This window comes from Ochrobactrum sp. 19YEA23, assembly GCF_029909865.1.
GTDB classification, from domain to species: domain Bacteria; phylum Pseudomonadota; class Alphaproteobacteria; order Rhizobiales; family Rhizobiaceae; genus Brucella; species Brucella gambitense.
Genome location: NZ_JASAMQ010000005.1, coordinates 359997 through 380764 on the forward strand (window position 1 = coordinate 359997; position 20768 = coordinate 380764).

The following is a 20768-nucleotide window of genomic DNA, read 5'->3' on the forward strand; positions in this document are numbered from 1 at the left end:
AAGGTTCGGAACGAAGTCATGAATTTGACGCCCAGAGAAAAAGACAAGCTGTTGATCGCCATGGCGGCGATGGTCGCCCGTCGCCGTCTGGAGCGCGGCGTGAAGCTCAATCATCCGGAAGCCATCGCCCTGATCAGCGACTTCGTCGTGGAGGGTGCGCGGGACGGGCGCACTGTGGCCGACCTGATGGAAGCGGGCGCGCATGTCATCACGCGCGAACAGGTGATGGCGGGCGTTGCCGAAATGATCCACGACATTCAGGTCGAGGCGACATTTCCGGATGGAACCAAGCTCGTCACGGTGCACGAGCCGATCCGCTGATTTTGAATTTCAGTTTTTTAAAAAGGTGTAAGATGAAGAAGATGACGGTTCTGACGGCAGCAGGTTTTGCGCTCATTGCAAGCCCGGCTTTTGCCCATCTCAATCCCGCCGAGCACGGTTCGTTTGCTGCCGGTTTCTCGCATCCGCTTTTCGGTGCGGATCATATTCTGGCAATGGTTGCCGTCGGTCTCTGGGCCACGATGCTGGGCGGGCGGGCGCTTTTCGTCGTGCCTGCGGCTTTTGTCGGCGTCATGCTGCTTGGCTTTTTGGCTGCACTCATCGGAATGCCGCTGCCTTTCGTCGAGCCGGTGATTCTGGCTTCAGTGGTCGTGCTTGGCTTTCTCGTTGCGCTGGCGCTGCCTGTCTCGCCGGTTGTTGGTGCAGCGATTGCCGGTTTCTTCGCCTTCTTTCACGGTCATGCGCATGGCGGTGAAATCGGCGCTGCGGCGTTCTTTGATTATGCGGCAGGTTTTGCACTGGCCACGGCTCTGCTCCACGCCGCGGGCATCGCCATCGGTCTTGGCGTTGGCCGTCTGGCCGCTGGTCCAAGCGGACGCCTCGCCCTGCGCGTCGCTGGCGGCGCTACGGCGCTCGGCGGTCTGATGCTGATGGCTGGTTGAGGTGCACCATGATCCCCGGCGAAATCTTCACGCTTGACGGCGACATAGAACTGAATGAGGGGCAACCCACGGTCACGATCAAGGTCGCCAATACCGGCGACCGCCCGATCCAGGTTGGCAGCCATTATCATTTCTACGAGGCAAATGCGGCACTGTCATTCGACCGGCAAAAAGCGCGCGGTTGCAGGCTGGATATTGCCGCTGGCACCGCCGTGCGCTTCGAGCCCGGGCAGGAACGCGATGTGACGCTGGTTCCCCTCGGCGGCAAGCGTGAGGTCTACGGGTTCCGCCAGAAAATCATGGGTAAGCTCTAAGCATTTCCAGCAAAAGTGCGTAGCGGTTTTGCGCAGGATAATGCGTAAACACAAGTCGCCAGCGCCGACGGAGAATTTCATGCCAGCCAAGATCAGTCGCGCCACCTATGCGCAGATGTTCGGCCCCACCACCGGCGACAAGGTGCGCCTTGCCGATACGGAACTCGTCATTGAGGTCGAGCACGATCTCACCACCTATGGCGAGGAGGTCAAATTTGGGGGCGGCAAAGTTATCCGCGACGGCATGGGCCAAAGCCAGCTTTCGCGGGCGCAAGGGGCGGTCGATACGGTCATCACCAATGCGCTCATTCTGGACCACACTGGCATCTACAAGGCCGATATCGGGCTACGCGACGGACGTATTGCGGGTATCGGCAAGGCGGGCAATCCCGACACGCAACCGGGTGTCACGATCATCATCGGCCCGGGTACCGAAATTATTGCTGGCGAGGGCAAGATTGTCACGGCGGGCGGCATCGACTCGCATATTCATTTCATTTCGCCGCAGCAGGTGGATGAGGCGCTGAATGCGGGCATCACCTGCATGGTGGGCGGCGGCACCGGCCCCGCGCATGGCACGCTGGCGACAACCTGCACGCCGGGGCCATGGCACATTGCGCGGCTGATTGAATCCTTCGACGGTATGGCGATGAATTTCGGCGTGTTCGGCAAGGGTAATGCTTCATTGCCGGGTGCGCTGGAGGAAATGGTTCTGGCAGGCGCTTGCGGCCTCAAGCTGCATGAAGATTGGGGCACGACGCCTGCGGCTATCGACAATTGCCTGTCTGTCGCTGACCATTTCGACGTGCAGGTGGCGATCCACACCGATACGCTCAATGAAAGCGGCTTTGTGGAAGACACGCTCAATGCTTTCAAGGGCCGCACGATCCACTCCTTCCATACGGAAGGCGCAGGCGGCGGTCACGCGCCCGATATTATCCGCGTCTGCCAGTATCCCAATGTCCTGCCCGCTTCGACCAATCCAACGCGGCCCTATACGATCAATACGGTCGCGGAACATCTCGACATGCTGATGGTCTGCCATCACCTGTCACCGGCCATTCCCGAAGATATCGCCTTTGCGGAAAGCCGTATTCGCAAGGAAACGATCGCGGCGGAAGATATTCTGCATGATATGGGCGCTTTCTCGATCATCTCGTCCGACAGTCAGGCCATGGGCCGCGTTGGCGAAATGATCATCCGTTGCTGGCAGACAGCAGACAAGATGAAGCGCCAGCGCGGCAGTCTGCCGGATGACAAGCCGGGCAATGACAATTACCGCGCCCGTCGCTATGTGGCGAAATATACAATCAATCCGGCCATTGCCCATGGCATGTCGCATGAGATCGGTTCGGTTGAAGTCGGAAAACGTGCCGATCTGGTCTTGTGGAACCCGGCCTTCTTCGGCGTCAAGCCGGATATGGTGTTGCTTGGCGGCTGGATTGCGACGGCGCCGATGGGCGATCCGAACGGTTCTATCCCGACGCCGCAGCCGATGCATTACCGCCCGATGTTCGGCTCCTTTGGCAAGGCGCGGACCAACACCTCGATCACCTTCGTTTCGCAGGCGGCAATCGATGGCGGCTTGCGCGAGAGGCTCGGCGTCGACAAGCAGATGGCGGCGGTCGTCAATACGCGAGGCGGCATCGGCAAGCAGTCGATGATCCTCAATAATGCCATGCCGCAAATGGAAGTTGATCCGGAAACCTATGAAGTGCGCGCCGATGGCGAGCTTCTGACATGCGAACCGGTGGATGTGGTGCCAATGGCGCAGCGTTATTTCCTGTTCTGAGAACTGAGGTAGAAAATGTTTCGAGCAGTAGACATCATCCGCGCACATGAAGTGATCGACGCTGTCCCGGCAGCGCATGCCGTGCTGGAGCGTGACGAGCGCCATCTGCGCCGCAAGGCAATCACGCTCGATAATGGCGAGAAGGTGCTTGCCGATTTTGCCGATCCGGTGGTGCTGGAGCATGGCGACCGGCTTGTTCTGGACGATGGGCGCGAGATTGAAATCCGCGCCGCCAGTGAAGAGCTTTATGAAATTCACGGGCGCGACCCGCTGCATATTGCGCAGCTTGCATGGCATATCGGCAACCGCCATCTGGCGGCGCAGATTGAGACGGACCGCATCTTCATTCTGCGCGATCATGTCATCAAGGCAATGCTGGAAGGGCTGGGCGCAACCATGACCGATGTGGTCGCGATTTTCAGCCCGCTGCGCGGGGCCTATTCGGGCGGTCATTCGCAACATGGTCACCATCACCACACGCACGATCATGACCATCACCACCACCATCACGACTGATCCCAACACCGCTCTTTTGCGGTTGATGGCGTGGCTGTCGCCGGTCTTTCCGGTCGGCTCCTTCAGCTATAGCCACGGGCTGGAACGGGCGGTGCATGACGGCTTCGTCACCGATGCGGCAGAGCTGAAGGACTGGCTGCACTGGCTCGTCACGCGCGGTTCGGGCTGGAACGATGCGGTCCTGTGCGCGGCAAGCTGGCGGCAGGCGATGGCGGGCGAGGATTTGCGCGAGGTGGCCGATCTGGCGGAGGCGCTGGCAGGTTCGCGGGAACGACATATGGAAACCATGCTGCAAGGCGGGGCTTTTCTGTCGGCTGCGCGCAGCTGGCCTTCGCCGGTGTTCGATCAGCTGCCGGGCGACTGTGCTTATCCGGTGGCGGTCGGCGCAGTGGCAGGGGCGCATGGTGTTCCGCTCGGCTCCACGCTGGCTGCCTTTCTGCAGGCTTTCTGCATCAACCTGTTGCAGGCGTCGATTCGCCTGTCGGTAACGGGGCAAAGTGGTGTGACCACTACCATGGCCGCGCTGGAAAACACGCTGGCAGAAACTGCCATGCGCGCCGGACAATCCAGTCTGGATGGCCTTGGTTCGGCAACTTTCATCGCCGACATCATGGCCATGAAACACGAAACACAGCATTCGAGGCTTTTTCGCTCATGACACAGAAGAATGGACCGCTCAGGATTGGTATCGGCGGGCCGGTCGGCTCCGGCAAGACGACGCTGACTGAAAAGCTCTGCAAGGCGCTGCGCGACACATATTCGGTCGCTGTCATCACCAATGATATTTATACGCAGGAAGACGCCTATATTCTGGCGCGCCATCAGGCGCTATCCGAAGACCGCATCATGGGCGTGGAAACCGGCGGTTGCCCGCATACGGCAATACGTGAGGATGCGTCCATCAATCTTCAGGCCATTGCCGAGATGAACCGGCGCTTTCCCGATCTGGATATCGTGTTTATCGAATCCGGCGGGGACAATCTTGCCGCCACCTTCTCACCCGATCTCGCTGATCTGACGCTTTATGTCATCTCCGTCTGTCAGGGCGAGGAAATTCCCCGCAAGGGCGGGCCGGGTATCACGCGCTCGGACTTTCTGATCATCAACAAGAGCGATCTTGCGCCTTATGTGCGGGTGGACCTCGAGGTGATGGAAAGCGACGCTGCGCGCATGCGCGGCAAACGCCCGTTCGGCTTCACCGACCTGCATCGTGGCCACGGCGTGCAGGAGGTGATCGATTTCATCGTCGAGAATGGCGGTCTGGATATTCGCGCCGCCTGAAAGGCGGCGTTTCGTTATATCTGAACCAGCGGCGTGTCTTCCTCGAAGAGGCCGGAGAGATTGTGCAGCGGGTCGTTGAGCGACCGCTTGCGAATGGTCAGAAGCGTGTTGAGCCCGTTTGCAATGCGTCTGGCATAGCCAAGGTCATTCAGAAGCGAGCTGAGCTGCAAGCCGCTGACTTTCTCCTGCCGGTTTGCCTCAAACAGCTTTGCGCCGAAGTCTCGCTCGAAGTCTTTGACCTTCTCGATGAAAGCCTGCTGGTGGGCGTCCCATTTGTCGCTGGCGGCATCGGCGCGGCTCAACACGCGAACCTCATGCAGTACGTTGACCAGATGTTCGCGCAGCTCCACATAGGCGTCCCGCGCGGGTGAATTGGTCTGCCGGAGATAGAAGCCGAGATTCTTCTGGAGATGCTTGGCGTCCTTGACGATTTCCGCCATTTGCAGCGCAAGGACCTGGCCTGTCATCCAGAAATTCTGCTGGTCCGTGTTGTTTCCGGGATCAACCTTGCCGATGAAGCTCAATATGTCGCCGTAGACGCCCTTGATATAAAGCCGGTAAAGCAGGTCCGCATCGACATAATCGACATCCGGTGCCGCGCGCATGATCGCGTCGTCATGCCTGGCGCGATTGATTTCGCTGACCGGCAGATAGAGCGCGTGGCAGATAACCTCGACGCTCAGGCGGCCAAGATGCTGCAATTCGTGCACGAGCGCTTGTGCGGCCGTTTCGGGCGAACTGAGCGCCGACTTGTCGAGGTAACGGGCGCGCAGCGCGTTTTCTGGAAGATCAGGCGAGCCCGCCGGAATGAGAACACGAGGCTCCGGCCTGTCTGGCAGCACGCGTTCCAGAAACCGGGTGAACGGAACAAGGGCGGGCCAGAAGATCAGCACGCCCAAAATGTTGAACTCGCTGTTGAAGATCGCGAGCTGGATCAGCTGATTGTCCCCGACACCCATTGCCTGCGAAAGCCACACCGCAAGGCGAACCAGCATGCCCATCAGGATCAGCGAAATACAGGCGGTGACGACATTAAAAATCACATGCGCTAGCGCCAGCCGCTGGCCGCTGCGGTTGCCGCCGAGTGCACCGGCAATGCCGGTGGTGACACTGCTGCCGACATTGGCCCCGATGGCGATAGCAGCCGATTGCCAGAGATCGACTTGTCCCAGACCAAGTGCTGCAAGCGTCAGCATCAGGGTCGCATGGGTCGATTGCAGCAGCAGGGTCAGCACGAGGCCGATGCCTGCGAAGATGACCTGACCAAGCCAGCCGTCGATCCTGTATTGGGCGAGATCGAAATTTTCGGTGACGACGGAAAACCCCTGCTTGATGCCGTCAATGCCGAGGAAAATGAAGGCGATGCCGAGCAGAATGCGCCCGATGGCCTTGATTTTCGGGCCGAAGAAACTCGCCAGCACGCCGAACACCATCAGCGGCAGCGCCAGCGACGACAGGCTGAAATTTTGTCCGGCCAGCGACAGCAGCCATATTCCGGTTGCCGAGCCCAAATTTGCGCCGAAGATGATGGATATGCCCGCGGCGAGTGAGATGAGGCCGGTGGTAATGAAGGCGATGGTCATCAGCGAAACAAGCGTGCTCGATTGCATCACCGTTGCGCCGACCAGCCCGACCAGCAGACTTTTCCACGAGGTGGACGTACCGCGCGCCAGCATGCGTTCCAAGGCGCTGCCTGCCAGATTGCGCAAGCCTTCTTCAAGACATTGCATGCCGAACAGGAAAATCGCCAGTCCGGCGCAGAGCGTCAGCCAGCTTTCATTGAGCCAGAAACTATAGCCGAGAATGGCGATCAGTATCAGGCCAAGAAAGCGCGCTGCCTTCTGCCCCACTCCATTTTCCGACGACACGAGAGCTGCCATGGTTGCTGTCTTTGTTTCCTTCGTGCGGGGAGATGTTTCGGTAATGCAGCCCGTCGGTGTAATTTTCGCGCCTTCGGGTGAAGTATTGATTGATGATAGGCAGCTCGCCCCGAAAGCGCTATCCGAAAAATTTCGACATGAGAATTCCGATGGTGAAATTCGTTTCAACTGAATTAATTTGAATTGCAAATCAAATTAATTCATGCTTTATTGCAGTTATGCAATCCAATTCATCTTCTCCACGATCCCAGTTCGGGATCCGCTTTTCGTTGCTTGCCCGGCGCTGGCGGCGAGCGCTTGACGCACGGCTTGCCGAAGCGGGGCTGTCCGATGCCACCTGGGTGCCGCTGATTCATCTTCAGGCCACCGGGGGTGGCGTGACGCAGAAGGAACTCGCCGCGCTGGTCGGCATCGACGGGTCAAGCCTTGTGCGGCTTCTCGACATTTTGAGTCGTCAGGAGTTGGTCGAGCGCCGGGTCGATGAGAACGACAACCGCGCACGGCTAATCTTCCTCACGCCAAAGGGCGAGCAGCGCGTGACCGAAATCCGGCGTGAACTGGCCAAGGGGGAGGAAGACATGCTGGCGGATATTTCCGATGCGGATCTGGCTGCCATGCTTGACCATTTTGACTCTATCGAGAAGCGCCTCGCGGCCAACCAGCTGAGACGCTCACAGGAAACCGGAGAATGAGCACCGAAACCTCGTTGACGACGTCGGCCCGCAGGCTGGACGCCGCGCGCCAGCTTTTGAAACCGCAACAGTTTCAGGAGAGCGTTGCGCTTTCGCAGCAGCCTTCCATTCGCAATTCGTCGCTCGCGGGGCTTCAGTCGGCAGCCACGGCAGTCATCGCCCTGCCGCTCGTCTATCTCTCGCCGTGGTCGCACCTGATCGGCTTTGCTTCGCTTGGCGCTCTGGTTGCTCTGTTTGGACGCTTCGCACCGCAGGCAAGCCGCAACCATGTCGTGCTTCTTTGCGCCATCTGTCAGACGCTGGCCGTGCTCAGTATGTCGCTTGTCGCCACAGCGGGTGCGCCGCTGGCGGTGCAGCTTATGCTGCTGGCTGTCCTGTGCGGCGTGTTTTGCTTTGTGACCACCACCGGCAATTTTGGCCCTCCCGGAGCGTTGATCTTCATATTCGCTGCTGGCGCATCGATGAGCCAAGCTGTTACATTGCAGCAGACGATGGAACGCACGGCTTCCACTGCGCTTGTCGCGCTGCTGGCCTGCGTGATCTGTATGCTGACGGAATATTTCCGCCATCAGGCCAGCCCGGAAAAACCTTTCCCCGCCGAACCGTTGCGGCCAGTCCGTCACCGGCTGATAGCCGCCGCGCGCGTTGCTTTCGGCGCGGGCGTGGCAGCGTTTGTCGTCTACGCCATGGGTGTCGCTCATCCTGCCTGGGCGGCGATGGGTGCTGTTGCCGTGATGCAGGGCGCGCATCTGCATATCAATATGAACCGCGCCTTGCAGCGCATGGTCGGCACGCTTCTAGGCGCTGTCGTTGCCTGGATGATCCTGACGCATGCCCCGTCCATATGGACGCTGATTGCGATACTGGCGCTCCTGCAATTTGCAACCGAAGTGATCATCGGCTCCAATTATGCTCTGGGGCAAATTCTGGTCACCCCTATGGCGCTGCTGATGACCTATATCGCTGCGCCCGGTCTGGACGGGGTTGATATGGTGTCGGAGCGGGTGCTGGACACATTGCTCGGTGCGGGTATCGGCATCGTCTTTTCCGTGCTGTTTTCAACGCAGGACGACCGGGCCTATCTCGCCGAGCATCATACAAAAAGAACGCAACGCTGACTGCGCTGCGAGCGGATTAATTCCATTCGTTTTGTAGAAAATAGAAAATGCTTTCCCTATTCGGGGTGAGAAGGCAGCCGTCGGCTTTGAACGCCGCGGCTTAGCGTGACACCATTCCTTCACGTCTGGCCGATCAATCGGACAGGCGATGACCGCAATGAAATGATGGTGGCAAGCATGGGCGAAAAAGCGTTGAGACTGGTGGAAGATACAGCGGATATTGCTGTTTCACCCGATGAGCTGAAGGCTGCAATGCGGCAATTGGCTGGCGGCGTCAGCGTTGTTACCGCCGGCTTTGGCGATGGACGCACCGGTGCGACCGTCACCTCGGCGACCGCGCTTTCGGTCGATCCGCCGACGATCATCGTCAACATCAATCGCGGTTCGTCGGTCTGGCCCGCCATCAGCCGCCATAACCATTTCTGCGTCAATGTGCTGTCGGCTGCACAGCAGCCGATTGCGGACCGCTTTGCGGGCAAGGATGGTATCAAGGGCGTTGCGCGCTATGCCGATGCGGAATGGTATACGCTGGAAAGCGGCGCGCTTGCACTGACAGGCGCTCTGGCCGCCGTTGATTGCGCCGTGGAAGACGTCATCGAACGGCACACCCACGCCATCATCATCGGTCGTGTTCTGAAAATCGTGGCGGGCGGCGGCGAGCCGCTTGTTTATCACAATGGCGGCTACCGGTTGCTGGACCTGTTGTCAGGCGCTTAACTTGGCCCATTCCGGCGCGGTGCTGTCGTCTTCGAGGCCACCGTTGCGGGCGAACTGTTCCAGCGTCATGGAATCAAGAACACCAGCAATGGCTTCGCGCACCAGGAGCATCGACCGGCGCACCTGACAGGCGCGGTGATCGTCGCAATCTTCGCAAGGCTGATAGGCCATGCGGCTTGCGCAGCGGATGGGTGCGAGCGGTCCGTCGAGAACGCGGACCACTTGGCCTATCGTGACATCGGCTGCCGGTTTGGAAAGGCTATAGCCGCCGCCGGGGCCTTTCTTGGAACGCAGGATGCCGTCATTGCGCAGTTCCAGCAGAATGGCGTCGAGAAATTTCTTGGAGATATTGTTCTTGGAAGCAATCTCGGCGACGAAAGCGCTTTCGCCGGGTTCAAGCAAGGCAAGATGCGCCAGTGCTTTCAAACCATATTTGCCCTTCTTCGTCAGCATGAACACTCCACCGATAGTCGCCAATGGTTGGTTGCGCATGCTTTTGCACGAAATCGAGCGAATAGATAGTCTATTTACAGGTAATAGACCCCGATGCGCTTCCCGCCGATGATCTCGACTGCGATCTCCATATCGTAAATGTTGCTCAGAATTTCCGGATGGATCAGTTCGTCCGGCGTGCCCTGATGGGCGACCTTGCCATTGCGCATGGCAACGATGTGGTTGGAATAGCAGGAGGCAAAGTTGATGTCGTGCAGCACCAGCACGACCGTTTTGCCAAGCTCATCGGCAGCGCGGCGCAGCAGCTTCATCATCGATGCCGCGTGTTTCATATCCAGATTGTTCAGCGGCTCATCAAGAAGCACATAGTCCGTATCCTGACAGAGCACCATTGCCACAAAGGCGCGCTGGCGCTGGCCGCCGGACAGTTCATCGAGAAAGCGCTCGCTCAACGTTTCAAGGCCAAGATAACCGATGGCCTGCTCCACATGCTTGCGGTCTTCGCTGTTCGGTCGGCCCTTGGAATAGGGATAGCGCCCGAATGTCACGAGGTCGCGCACGGTCAGGCGTGAATTGATGGCGTTTTCCTGTCGCAGAATCGACAGTCGTTTTGCCAGCACATCGCCCGATGTGGTGGTGACATCGAGACCGTCCACGGTCACGCGGCCCTTGTCCATCGGCAAAAGGCGGCTGATCATGGAAAGCAGCGTCGATTTGCCAGCGCCATTGGGACCGATGATCGACGTCACACCGCCCGCGGTTAAGCGCAGGGACACGTCATCGACGACAAGCGCGCCGCTATAGGATTTGCTGACTTGGCTTATTTCGATCAACGTGCATTTCCCCTGACAAGAAGGATAATGAAGACGAGACCGCCCAGGAATTCAATGATGACGCTGAGCGCGGTATTGAAGGCAAAGGCCCGTTCGAGAATGGTCTGGCCACCGACAATGCAAATGATGGCAAGTAGAACGGCAATCGGCAGAACGACGCGATGTTTCCCCGAGCCGGCAAGCATATAAGCGAGATTGGCGACCAAGAGTCCGAAGAAGGTGATCGGTCCGACGAGCGCGGTCGAAACGGCGACAAGCACGGTGACCATCAGCAGGATGAGCCGCACCACTCGGCGGTGGTCGACGCCGAGATTGATTGCGGGCTCGCGTCCAAGCGCCAGCACGTCGAACACATGCAACAGCCGCCAGCCATAGAGCGACACGGCAGCGACGATAATCGCCGAGAGCGTCAGAATATCGGCGTTGATCGTGTTGAAACTGGCAAAGAAGCGGTCCTGCAAGACAGCGAAAAGGTCGGGATCGAGCATCCGCTGCATGAGATTGGACAGGCTGCGGAAGAACACGCCGCAAATAATGCCGACCAGCATCACCAGATGAAGGCTGCGCGCCGCGCCTGAAAACAGCCAGTAATAGAGTGAACCCGCAAACAGCACCATCACCACGGTTTCGGTGACGAAGCGCATGTTCGGCCCGATCCAGTCGATATGCACCGCCCCGAAGAAAAAGACGATGACGGTCTGGATCAGGATATAGAGCGCATCAAAGCCCATGATGGAGGGCGTCAGGATGCGATTGTTGGTGACGGTCTGAAACAGCACGGTCGAAACGGCGATTGCATAGGCCACCAGCACCATGGCGGCCAGTTTTGTGCCGCGGAAGGACAGGATGAAAGACCAACTGCCCTTTGCGCCAATCGTCATGAAGGCGACGGCGGCAAGAAGGGCAATCACACCGAGAACGGGGATGAGGATCGCAGGACGTTTAAGCAAGGCGCGAACCCCGCCGCAACAGAAGATAGAGGAAGATGACGCTGCCCACGACGCCCATCATCGTCCCGATGGGGATCTCATAGGGAAAGCGGATCAGGCGACCGGCGATATCGCAGGCGAGCACCAGGCCCGCGCCGAGAACTGCGATCCACGGCAAAGCGCGGCGCATATTGTCGCCGATGAACATGCTGACGACATTGGGCACGATCAGGCCGAGAAACGGAATCATGCCGACCGTGACGACCACCGATGCGCTGACCATCGATACGATGACGAGGCCGAGCGTCACCACGCGACGATAGTTCAGGCCGAGATTGGTGGTAAAATCTTCGCCCAGCCCCGCAACTGTAAACCGGTCGGCGGCGATATAGGCGACGACGGTGAGCGCGAAGGCGATCCACAGCAGTTCATAACGTCCGCGTAGCACGCCGGAAAAATCGCCAGTCGTCCACGAATTCAGCGATTGCAAGAGATCGAAGCGATAGGCGATGAAGGTGGTGATCGCGCTGATAACTCCGCCGAGCATGATGCCGACGAGCGGGACGACAAGCACGGAGCGAAGCGGGATACTGTGCAGGATGCGCAGAAACAGTGCCGTTCCCGCCACTGCGGTTACCGAAGCGACCAGCATCTTGACGAAGACCGGCGCTTCCGGCGCGAAAAGAATGACAAGAAGAATGCCGAGACTGGCGGATTCGACGGTTCCCGCCGTCGAAGGCTCGACGAAACGATTGCGGGTCAGCATCTGCATGATCATGCCTGCAACGGCCATCGACATGCCCGCCAGCACAATGGCGATGGTACGCGGAATGCGGCTGACAAACAGCAGTTCAAGCGCACTGCCGGGACTGTCGCTCGCGCTTTCACCGGGGTAAATCAGTGCATGCAGTGAGACGTCGCCGACCCCGATAAACAGGCTGATGACAGCCAGCACGGCGACAACAACAATGGCTGCGGCTAGTCCCTTCACGCTTTGTCCTGTTCTCTTGCCTTGTCATGCGTCAGGCTGTCCGGCATGGCGGACAGCCTGGGTGACTGGGTCAGAAAGTGCCTGACTTTTACTTTGCCTTGTCGAAGACTTCCGACAATTGGTCGATGGTGCCGTGCAGCCCATTGAGGCCGCCGCCGACGAGATACCAGTTCTGCGACTTCAGATAGACGATCTGGTCTTTCTTCGCTGCCGTGGTCTGGCGAACAAGATCATTGTCGAGAACCTGCTGGGCGGAATTGCCTTCGCGACCGATAGCGGCGTCGCGGTCGATCACGAACAGCCAGTCAGGGTTGGTCTTGAGAATGAATTCCTGGCTGATCGGCTGGCCGTGATTACCCTTGGTGGTCAGGTCGGCTGCGGCAGGCGTCACGCCATAGGCGTCATGCAGCATGCCAAAGCGCGAGCCGGGGCCATAGGCGCTCATCTTGCCGCCGGTGGTGAGGATCAGAAGACCCGTGCCCTTGCCAGCAGTCTTCTGCTTCAGCGCGGCGACATCGGCGTTGAGCTTTTCGATCTCAGCCTTGGCTTCCGCTTCCTTGCCGAAAATCTGGCCAAGCTTTTCAACATTGGCTTCGGTGCCGCCGATGAGGTCTTTTGCAGAAACCGTCAGATCGATGGTCGGAGCAATCTTTGCGAGTTCCGGATATTTGGCTGCCGAACGACCACCGACAATGATGAGATCCGGCTCGGCGGCATTGATGGCTTCATAGTCCGGCTCGAACAGCGTGCCGACTTTCGGATAATCGTCGGACTGGTATTTCTTGAGGAAGTCCGGAGCGGTGACCAGTGTCGGCACACCCGAAACCTTGACGCCGAGGCGGTCGAGATTGTCCAGCGTCGCGAGATCGAGCACGATTACCTTGGCCGGGGAAGCAGGCACTGCCGTTTCACCCTGCGCATGCTTGACGGTAATGTCGGCAGCGCTGGCGACGGATGCCAGAGAAAGAGCCATGACGGCTGCGCCACAGAGGCGGGCGACATGTTGGCCGAAATTCATCATGATGCACAATCCTTTCGTCAATCCTGTGATTTATAGTCCAGTTTTCCGCAGGTCAAAGCCCGACGGATAAAAAACGCTCAATTGTCTGTGTGTTCGGGCTTCCGGTCGAGCAGAATGAAATCCAGACTGTCCTTCACCGTCAGCGGAATCATCGAGCCGTGGCCCTCATCGGGGAAACGGTGGAACGCTGTTTCCAGCTGCGGCAGTTGTTCCAGTTCCTTGTAGACATCCACGCCCGAAGGCCCACCGCGCAGCTTGCGCATGCGCTGAATGTCCTTAGCCGATTGGCCGGGACGGGAACCGCGCTTGCCGGAGGTTTCCATCAGCAGACGCAGCGGCTGCGGAGCCAATTTGAACGATGCGATGAAGCGATCCTTGTCCGACAGGATCGAATGATTATCCCACCAGATCGACGGATCGGCAGCGCTGTAAGTCTGGAAGGAATCGGTGTGATTGAATAGCGCATAGAGCGTGAACATCCCGCCCAGTGAATGGCCGAACAGCGCCTGCTTGCGCTTGTCGATGACGAAATGCTTTTCGATTTCGGGCTTCACCTGTCCTTCGATGAAGGCGAAGAAGGCATCGCGACCGCCGGTCTTTGGCTGGTTGGCCGGATCGGGCGTCAACTGTTCACTGGTCGCCGAGGTCAGGTCGAAATAGCGCAGACGCACGATTTCTTCCGGAACATCGGTCGGATAACCGATACCCACCAGAACGGCTTTCAGCTCTGCATCCTTGCCCATTTCTGCGGCGGCAAGCGGCAACATGCGGTTGCCGTCGACCATGTAGATGACGGGATAGCCGCCAACGGGAGCCGCCTCGGCAGGCGCTGCGGTGAAAATGCGATAGGAAATGCCGTTGGCTTCCATATCGAAGAAAGCGCGCACCGGTTCCGCTGTCTGGGCCGTGGAGGCAAAAAGCATGCTGCCGAGCATCAGGCACATCTTCTTCTTTATGTTTTTCAGAGCGCTCATCGAGCATCCATTCAATCAAAAAAATGACGCCAGCCTAATGAACGGCTGGCGTCATATTGCGTCAGATCAGAAGCGGGAGGTCATGCTGACCCAAAGGCGGCGACCGTCAACAACCGTGTTGAACTCGTCGACATCGATTTGCTTGTCGAAGATGTTGTAGACGGCTGCGTTGAACGTCACGTTCTCGCTGAAGTCATAGGAACCGCCGAGATCGACTGTCGCATATGGCTTGTATTTGCGTGCCAGAACGGTCTTTCCGTCCGCTGCATAGATCGGTGTTCCAGCCGATCCGATACGAGCGCCGGCATTGGTTTCCTCGCCATGATAATTGGCGGCGGCCCATGCCTTCAGTCCGTCAACCGGAGTGACCCAGTCGCCGCGCAGGCTCGCCATGTGCTTCGGCGTACGGGCGAGCGGCAGGCCTGCATAGGTGCCGGTCTTCTGTTCCGAGTCCGTATAGGTGTAGTTACCGCGAAGGGTGATCGTATCTGTCGCTTCCCAGTTGAAGGTCAGCTCCACGCCCTGAAGCACGGCTTCATCGATGTTGAAGGCATACCAGAGGCGATAGTTCGGATCTTCGCTCCAGCGAACCGGATCGCCATTGCTGTCGGTAACGAGCGCGTTGGAAATCTTGTCCTTGAAGTTGGTGTAGAAATAGGTCGCGCCGAGACGCAGCCCTTCCTGATTGTCCCACAACACGCTGGCTTCGTAGCTGGTGCTCTTTTCAGGCTCCAGATTTGGATCGCCGATAATGACGCCGCACGTGCCGGTTGGACCGTAAGAGCAACCGGCGCCGCCCGTCGTATAGGCATAACCCGGCGCGATGGTGCGGATATCGGGGGCCTTGAAGCCGGTCGAAATGCCGCCCTTGAAGGTGATCTGGTCGGTCGCGTGCCACACCGCATAACCGCGCGGGCTGAGATGCGAACCATAGACCTCGTGATCATCCATGCGCAGACCGCCGGTCAGCGAGAAATCGGGCGTCAGCCACCATTCGTCTTCGGCGAAGAGCGCCCATTGGCGCACGCTGAATTCTTCGTCCAGACCCGTACGGCGTCCCGGATTCTGGTCGGTGAGAACCGTATCCATGAACTGGCCGCCGGTGACGAGCGTGTGAGCGCCGTAAAGTTCGAATGGCGTGGTGAACTTGCCGTCGAGGATCGAGTTTTTCACATGCGGAGAGCGAAGATTCTCGACATAGCTCTTGGACGCATTGCTCCAGTTGAAGTTGGTCCGCTCGGACCATTCCTGCATGAAGGAGAATTCCGACGTCGTCGGACCCCAGCGACCGGTATGGCTGATCGACCAATGGTCGCGGTCATTATAGTTGTAGGAATCGACAGCCGTCGCGGTCTTCTCCGTCGTATTGCCGACAGTGCTGTCGCGGCGCAGACGCGTCTTGCCCAGTTCCAGCTGAACGTCGTGATCCTTGTTCGGGGTCCAGGTGATGCGACCCGTAATATCGACATCCTGCTGCTCGGGCGAGCCGCTGACGATCTTGTCTTCCTGGCGCTTCAGGCCGCGTCCCCAGAGCTGAACGCCGACAAGGTTCGGCACCAGCGGACCCGTTATGTAATAGGAGCCCTGAAGCGAGTTTCCGAACTTGGAGTGCTGCTGGGCAATGCCGTCCACTGTGAACGAGCCGCTCCACTTGTCCGACACTTTCTTGGTGATGATGTTGATGACGCCGCCCATCGCATCTGAACCGTAGAGCGAAGACATCGGGCCACGGATGACCTCGATGCGCTCAATCGCGTTTGCAGGCGGAAGGAAGCTCTGTTCAAAGCCGGAATTGCCGTTGGTGCGGGCATCGCGGGTGCTCTGACGCTTGCCGTCAACGAGCAGCAGCGTGTAGGAGCCGGGAAGGCCGCGAATATAGATATCGCGCTCGGCGGCAGGACCGGTCACGGCCACACCCTGCACGTCCTTCAATGCGTCGGTCAGGTCGCGATAAGCGCCCTTTTCAAGCTCTTCGCCCGGTACAACGGTGATGCTGGCGGGGGCATCGGTAATGTTCTGTTCGAAACCTGTCGCTGTCACCACGATCTGGTTCAGCTTGACCGTACCGTCGGATGCGACGCCGGTGTCCTGTTCGCTTTCCGCTGCCTTTTTCTTCTGGGCTTCGGTTTCCTCGGTCGTGCTGGTCGCGGCGCTGGTTGCTTGCGCGAATGCGTTGGTCTCGCTTACAAGGAGAGCGGTTGAAAGACACGTCCCAGCGAGGATCGCTCTGGATATTAGCTTTCCCCTGGTCATCTGCCTGCCTTGCGCGCCGATGACGCGCAAGCCCCAAAACAAGCTGGTCATTTTTCACCACCGTCTAAAGTTGAGTTTTCTACTCTCCTTATGTATGGCAATAAGATGACGTCAATCTTCATGTTTTAGAAGCGTTCCAAGTTTCAAAAAACGCAACTGGCGAGGGCAGGCAAAAGCGATGGCGGATAAGCGAGCAAAGAGCGCAAAGCCGGCGGAAAAGGCCGACAATGACGGTGCGAACCTTCGTCTTGGCCAGTTGCGACTGCTGATTGCGCTTGATGCGCTTCTTGTGGAAGGCAGCGTCGGCGGCGCGGCCAAGCAGATGGGATTGAGTATTCCTGCCATGAGTCGCCTGCTTGGGCAGATTCGCGAACATTTCGACGATCCGATCTTTGTCCGCTCCGGTCGATCCATGATCGCTACGCCGAAGGCTGAAGCTCTGCGCGGGCGCTTGCGCCGTCTGGCCAACGAAGCCGATGCCTTGATGAAGCCCGGTTCTGAAAACGCGCATGTGTCGGCCTGTACGGGCCATCACGGATGGAATCGCAGCGCCATCGCGACGCCGCCGCCATTGACCATCCGCAAGGTGACGGACTTGGAGAACCATCCGTCGGCGGAATATACCGCCGCCCAGTTTGCCGATATCCAGAGCGAAAACGACCCGACACGGCGGTTGGCCAAATATATTGCCGTCGTTGGGCGCAAGGTGGGACACACCCGCCCGCTGGAAATGCATGAGGCGGAAGATGCCTTTACAACCATCTTTGCTGGTGAAGCCGATCCGATGCAGATCAGCGCGCTTCTGCGCTTGATCCATTACCGCGGGCTGACCGCACCGGAGCTTGCGGGCATGGCACGTGCATCGGGACGATTCTATGCCGCCGATGCCAGCATCAACACGCCAGCGCTGGACTGGCCCGCCTATCTGTCTCCGAATTCCGCGCAGTCGCCCTGGTTCATGCTGGCTGCATTGCTTGTCGCGCGCGCCGGTTATCCGGTGCTCATGCATGGCAGTTGTGGTGTGGGCGAACTGGCGGGCAAGCTGGAGATTGCGGCGGAAGCGATCAATCTGCCCATTGCCACATCGCATGAAATGGCGGAAGGCGCGCTGAGAGCACATGGCATATGCTTCATGCCGATGGCCGGTTTTGCACCGCAAGTGCAGGCGCTGCTGGCGCTTTATCCGCTGTTCGAATCCCGTTCGCCGGTAAACAGTCTTGTGCATCTTCTCAACCCGATGGGGCTGAAATCGTCGTTTCTCGGCGTGTCGCAACCTGCCTATCGCGAGCTGCACCGAGATGCGGCTGGGCTGCTCGACATGCAGTCGGTTTCGGTCGTCTCGACCAGCCGCGATGTGGCGGAACTCGTTCCGCATCGCAAGCACACCATATATCGTTACGTGCAGGGGCAATCGAGCGCCTTGCAGCTGCCGACGCTTTCCAAAGAAAGCAGCGACAAGCATTCAAGCCTCAGTTCGTTTGAATATTGGCACGGCGTTTGGACAGGCGCGGCTATCGACAAGCGCGCCGAAGGCACGGTCATAGCGACGGCGGCCATGGCCATGATGACGGCTTCTGCCGCTGATAATGACAGCTATGATGCCTTCCACCAGAAGGCCGCCGATTTGTGGCGCAACCGCCATGCGAGTAATGCCTGAGTGGCAGTGTTTGCATCAAAAAGTGGCAGGCCGTGGCGAAAATGGTGATTTCGAGAACCGGAGCGCAGCGTACATAAAGGTACGTGAGCACCGGAAGCGCAGAAATTGCCATTTGCAGCCCGGCATGGCGTCTTTTGGATCAAACACTAGGGGTTAACCCCAATATCTAGACCGTATCCTCCGTCCTATTATCCCCCTGTCAAGCAAATGGGGAGGATTTGCCGGAGGAGCGATACGTGCGAACTGATGGGCCAGGTTCTGGCATCCGTTCAGCCACGACCCACCCCGTCCAGCGTCCTTTCAAGCTGACTCACCACACCACCGCTTAAGGCGTGCAGCGCGCGTATCCGCGCGCCGGTCAAGCCTCCCCATTTGGCGTCTGGTGTGGCGACCTGAGGAAGATCAGAAAGGACCCACTATGTCCAAGAAGAAATGCGCGATCATCGGTTCCGGCAATATTGGCACGGATTTGATGATCAAGGTGATGCGCACGTCGAAGAATATCGAGATGGGCGCAATGGTCGGCATCGATCCGAATTCGGATGGTCTGGCACGCGCCGCACGGCTCGGCGTGCCGGTCACCCATGAAGGCATCGACGGCTTGATGCGTATGCCGGAATATCGCGATATCGATATCGTGTTTGATGCAACCTCGGCCAAAGCGCATCTGCATAATGACGCGCTGTTGCAGAAGGACGGCAAGAAGGTCATCGACCTGACGCCTGCCGCCATCGGCCCCTTCACCATTCCCGCCATCAATGGCGATGCCAATATCGACGAGCCCAACGTCAACATGGTCACATGCGGCGGTCAGGCGACGATCCCGATGGTCTATGCTGTCAAGCGCGCAACCGACCGCGTGGTCTATGGCGAAATCGTCGCTTCGATCTCGTCGCGTTCGGCTGGTCCCGGCACCCGCGCCAATATCGATGAATTTACCGAAACCACGTCGAAGGCGATCCGTGATCTGGGCGGTGCCGAACGCGGCAAGGCGCTGATCATTCTCAACCCTGCTGAACCGCCGCTCATCATGCGCGATACGGTGTTTGTTTTGTCGCAAGGCGGCAGCCGCGAAGCCATCGAGGCTTCGATTGCCGAAATGGTTAAGACGGTTCAGGCCTATGTGCCGGGCTATCGCCTGAAGCAGAAAGTGCAGTTCGAAGTCATCGGCGATAATGCGCCGGTTCGCGTGCCGGGCATCGGGCTCGTATCGGGTCTGAAGACGACCATCCTGCTCGAGGTGGAAGGCGCTGCACATTATCTGCCTGCCTATGCCGGCAATCTCGACATCATGACATCCGCTGCATTGGTCACCGCCGATCATTGGGCAGCAAAAGCGCTTGCCAAGGAGGCTGCATAATGGCCCGCTCCAATCCCGATAAGCTCTATGTTCAGGATGTCACGCTGCGCGACGGCATGCATTCGATCCGCCACCAATACACGCTGAAGGATGTCGTCGCCATTGCGAAGGCGCTGGATGCAGCCAAGGTGGACGCGATTGAAATCACCCATGGCGACGGCCTTGCCGGTTCGACTTTCAATTATGGTTTTGGCCTGCATGACGATGTCGAATGGATCGGCGCAGTTGCCGATGCCTGCGAGTATGCCCGCGTCACCGTGTTGCTCATTCCGGGCATTGGCACAGTGCATGATCTGAAGGAAGCCTACAACGCCGGTGCGCGTTCGGTTCGTGTTGCGACCCATTGCACCGAGGCCGACGTGTCGCGCCAGCATATCGAGGCTGCGCGTGAACTGGGCATGGACACCATAGGCTTCCTGATGATGTCGCATATGGCCGAGCCGGAAAAGCTGGTCGAACAGGCGAAGCTGATGGAAAGCTATGGCGCGGAATGCGTCTATGTAACCGACTCGGCAGGCGCGCTGTTGCCGGAGCAATATACGCTTCGCGTCAAGGCGCTGCGCGAAGCGCTGCGTCCGGAAACTGAAATCGGCGTTCACACCCACCACAATCTGACGCTCGGCGTTGCCAATGCCGTTGCCGGTATCGAAGCGGGCGCTGTTCGCGTCGATGCATCGCTGGCAGGCATGGGGGCAGGGGCCGGTAATGCGCCGCTTGAAGGTCTGATCGCTGTTCTCAACCGCAAGGGCATCGATACGGGTTGCGACCTCTATGGCCTGATGGATGCAGCTGACGATCTGGTGCGTCCGTTGCAGGACCGTCCGGTGCGGGTGGACCGTGAAAGCCTCTCGCTCGGCTATGCGGGCGTCTATTCGAGCTTCCTGCGTCATGCGGAAAACGCCTCGAAACTCTATGGCGTCGATACGCGCGAAATCCTCATCGAACTTGGCAAGCGCCGCATGGTCGGCGGCCAGGAAGACATGATCATCGACGTCGCGCTCGACATTCTCAAAAACAAGGCCGCGTAAGCGGCCCACTCAGGAGGA

Annotated in this window: 22 protein-coding genes; 14 read left to right on the forward strand and 8 right to left on the reverse strand. The window is 58.7% G+C overall.

Translation table 11 applies throughout. The annotated features are described in order from the left end of the window. The first annotated feature begins 18 nt into the window (after nucleotides 1-18). The 7 genes from QBD01_RS15530 to ureG all read left to right on the forward strand — a co-directional run bounded on the left by QBD01_RS15530 (nucleotide 19) and on the right by ureG (nucleotide 4844). Nucleotides 19-321 carry an urease subunit gamma gene (locus QBD01_RS15530; protein WP_078338387.1) on the forward strand — a complete coding sequence of 101 codons (303 nt, stop codon included), beginning with the start codon at nucleotides 19-21 and terminating at the stop codon, nucleotides 319-321. A gap of 32 nt (nucleotides 322-353) precedes the next feature. Continuing rightward, nucleotides 354-941: a HupE/UreJ family protein gene (locus tag QBD01_RS15535; protein WP_280993542.1), complete on the forward strand. Its 588-nt coding sequence runs from the start codon at nucleotides 354-356 to the stop codon at nucleotides 939-941. A gap of 8 nt (nucleotides 942-949) precedes the next feature. After that, nucleotides 950-1255, forward strand: coding sequence for an urease subunit beta (locus QBD01_RS15540; RefSeq protein ID WP_078338389.1), 306 nt, complete (start codon nucleotides 950-952; stop codon nucleotides 1253-1255). Nucleotides 1256-1334: 79 nt separating this feature from the next. Next, on the forward strand, nucleotides 1335-3047 hold the full coding sequence (gene ureC, locus QBD01_RS15545; protein ID WP_280993543.1) for an urease subunit alpha: 1713 nt from the start codon (nucleotides 1335-1337) through the stop codon (nucleotides 3045-3047). 15 nt (nucleotides 3048-3062) lie between these two features. Further along, a complete protein-coding gene (gene ureE / locus QBD01_RS15550) occupies nucleotides 3063-3563 on the forward strand; it encodes an urease accessory protein UreE (protein ID WP_280993544.1) in 501 nt (166 codons plus the stop codon). Next, the gene (locus tag QBD01_RS15555; RefSeq protein WP_280993586.1) at nucleotides 3535-4221 is read left to right on the forward strand and encodes an urease accessory protein UreF; all 687 of its coding nucleotides are present in this window, start codon (nucleotides 3535-3537) and stop codon (nucleotides 4219-4221) included. The genes ureE and QBD01_RS15555 overlap by 29 nt, the downstream gene beginning before the upstream one ends. Further along, nucleotides 4218-4844: an urease accessory protein UreG gene (ureG, locus tag QBD01_RS15560; RefSeq protein WP_280993545.1), complete on the forward strand. Its 627-nt coding sequence runs from the start codon at nucleotides 4218-4220 to the stop codon at nucleotides 4842-4844. Before QBD01_RS15555 ends, ureG begins: the two co-directional genes overlap by 4 nt. Nucleotides 4845-4858: 14 nt before the next feature. Here ureG and QBD01_RS15565 read toward each other — a convergent pair whose 3' ends face one another. Next, nucleotides 4859-6724: a Na/Pi symporter gene (locus QBD01_RS15565; protein ID WP_280993546.1), complete on the reverse strand. Its 1866-nt coding sequence runs from the start codon at nucleotides 6722-6724 to the stop codon at nucleotides 4859-4861. Between QBD01_RS15565 and QBD01_RS15570 the strand changes: the two genes are divergently transcribed. From QBD01_RS15570 to QBD01_RS15585, 4 genes are all read left to right on the forward strand, one after another. After that, nucleotides 6723-6896 carry a hypothetical protein gene (locus tag QBD01_RS15570; RefSeq protein ID WP_280993547.1) on the forward strand — a complete coding sequence of 58 codons (174 nt, stop codon included), beginning with the start codon at nucleotides 6723-6725 and terminating at the stop codon, nucleotides 6894-6896. The genes QBD01_RS15565 and QBD01_RS15570 overlap by 2 nt on opposite strands. A 97-nt stretch (nucleotides 6897-6993) precedes the next feature. Continuing rightward, complete coding sequence (locus QBD01_RS15575) at nucleotides 6994-7416, forward strand: MarR family transcriptional regulator (RefSeq protein WP_280993548.1); 423 nt, start codon at nucleotides 6994-6996, stop codon at nucleotides 7414-7416. Then, nucleotides 7413-8534 carry an FUSC family protein gene (locus QBD01_RS15580; protein WP_280993549.1) on the forward strand — a complete coding sequence of 374 codons (1122 nt, stop codon included), beginning with the start codon at nucleotides 7413-7415 and terminating at the stop codon, nucleotides 8532-8534. The genes QBD01_RS15575 and QBD01_RS15580 overlap by 4 nt, the downstream gene beginning before the upstream one ends. A 177-nt stretch (nucleotides 8535-8711) precedes the next feature. After that, nucleotides 8712-9251 (forward strand): flavin reductase family protein, encoded by a 540-nt coding sequence (locus tag QBD01_RS15585; RefSeq protein ID WP_235889900.1) that lies wholly within the window; start codon nucleotides 8712-8714, stop codon nucleotides 9249-9251. On the opposite strand, the gene QBD01_RS15590 is transcribed toward QBD01_RS15585, so the two are convergent. From QBD01_RS15590 to QBD01_RS15620, 7 genes are all read right to left on the reverse strand, one after another. Beyond that, entirely contained in the window at nucleotides 9240-9704 is a 465-nt protein-coding gene (locus QBD01_RS15590; protein ID WP_280993550.1) for an Rrf2 family transcriptional regulator, read from the reverse strand. The genes QBD01_RS15585 and QBD01_RS15590 overlap by 12 nt on opposite strands. Before the next feature lie 74 nt (nucleotides 9705-9778). Next, nucleotides 9779-10537 carry an ABC transporter ATP-binding protein gene (locus QBD01_RS15595; RefSeq protein ID WP_280993551.1) on the reverse strand — a complete coding sequence of 253 codons (759 nt, stop codon included), beginning with the start codon at nucleotides 10535-10537 and terminating at the stop codon, nucleotides 9779-9781. Further along, a complete protein-coding gene (locus tag QBD01_RS15600; RefSeq protein WP_280993552.1) occupies nucleotides 10534-11487 on the reverse strand; it encodes an iron chelate uptake ABC transporter family permease subunit in 954 nt (317 codons plus the stop codon). Before QBD01_RS15600 ends, QBD01_RS15595 begins: the two co-directional genes overlap by 4 nt. Continuing rightward, entirely contained in the window at nucleotides 11480-12457 is a 978-nt protein-coding gene (locus QBD01_RS15605; RefSeq protein ID WP_280993553.1) for an ABC transporter permease, read from the reverse strand. Before QBD01_RS15605 ends, QBD01_RS15600 begins: the two co-directional genes overlap by 8 nt. An 88-nt stretch (nucleotides 12458-12545) precedes the next feature. Further along, nucleotides 12546-13478, reverse strand: a complete 933-nt coding sequence (locus QBD01_RS15610) for a siderophore ABC transporter substrate-binding protein (RefSeq protein WP_280993554.1) — start codon at nucleotides 13476-13478, stop codon at nucleotides 12546-12548. A 77-nt stretch (nucleotides 13479-13555) separates the two neighbouring features. After that, complete coding sequence (locus QBD01_RS15615; protein ID WP_280993555.1) at nucleotides 13556-14452, reverse strand: alpha/beta hydrolase-fold protein; 897 nt, start codon at nucleotides 14450-14452, stop codon at nucleotides 13556-13558. 66 nt (nucleotides 14453-14518) lie between these two features. Next, nucleotides 14519-16756, reverse strand: a complete 2238-nt coding sequence (locus tag QBD01_RS15620) for a TonB-dependent receptor domain-containing protein (RefSeq protein ID WP_280993556.1) — start codon at nucleotides 16754-16756, stop codon at nucleotides 14519-14521. 127 nt (nucleotides 16757-16883) lie between these two features. Here QBD01_RS15620 and QBD01_RS15625 point away from each other — a divergent pair, with 127 nt between their 5' ends. The 3 genes from QBD01_RS15625 (at nucleotide 16884) to dmpG (ending at nucleotide 20750) form a co-directional block, all read left to right on the forward strand. Further along, the gene (locus QBD01_RS15625) at nucleotides 16884-18362 is read left to right on the forward strand and encodes a glycosyl transferase family protein (protein ID WP_280993557.1); all 1479 of its coding nucleotides are present in this window, start codon (nucleotides 16884-16886) and stop codon (nucleotides 18360-18362) included. 418 nt (nucleotides 18363-18780) lie between these two features. Then, the gene (locus QBD01_RS15630; RefSeq protein WP_113534992.1) at nucleotides 18781-19722 is read left to right on the forward strand and encodes an acetaldehyde dehydrogenase (acetylating); all 942 of its coding nucleotides are present in this window, start codon (nucleotides 18781-18783) and stop codon (nucleotides 19720-19722) included. Next, nucleotides 19722-20750: a 4-hydroxy-2-oxovalerate aldolase gene (gene dmpG, locus QBD01_RS15635; RefSeq protein ID WP_280993558.1), complete on the forward strand. Its 1029-nt coding sequence runs from the start codon at nucleotides 19722-19724 to the stop codon at nucleotides 20748-20750. The genes QBD01_RS15630 and dmpG overlap by 1 nt, the downstream gene beginning before the upstream one ends. The last annotated feature ends 18 nt before the right edge of the window (nucleotides 20751-20768 follow it).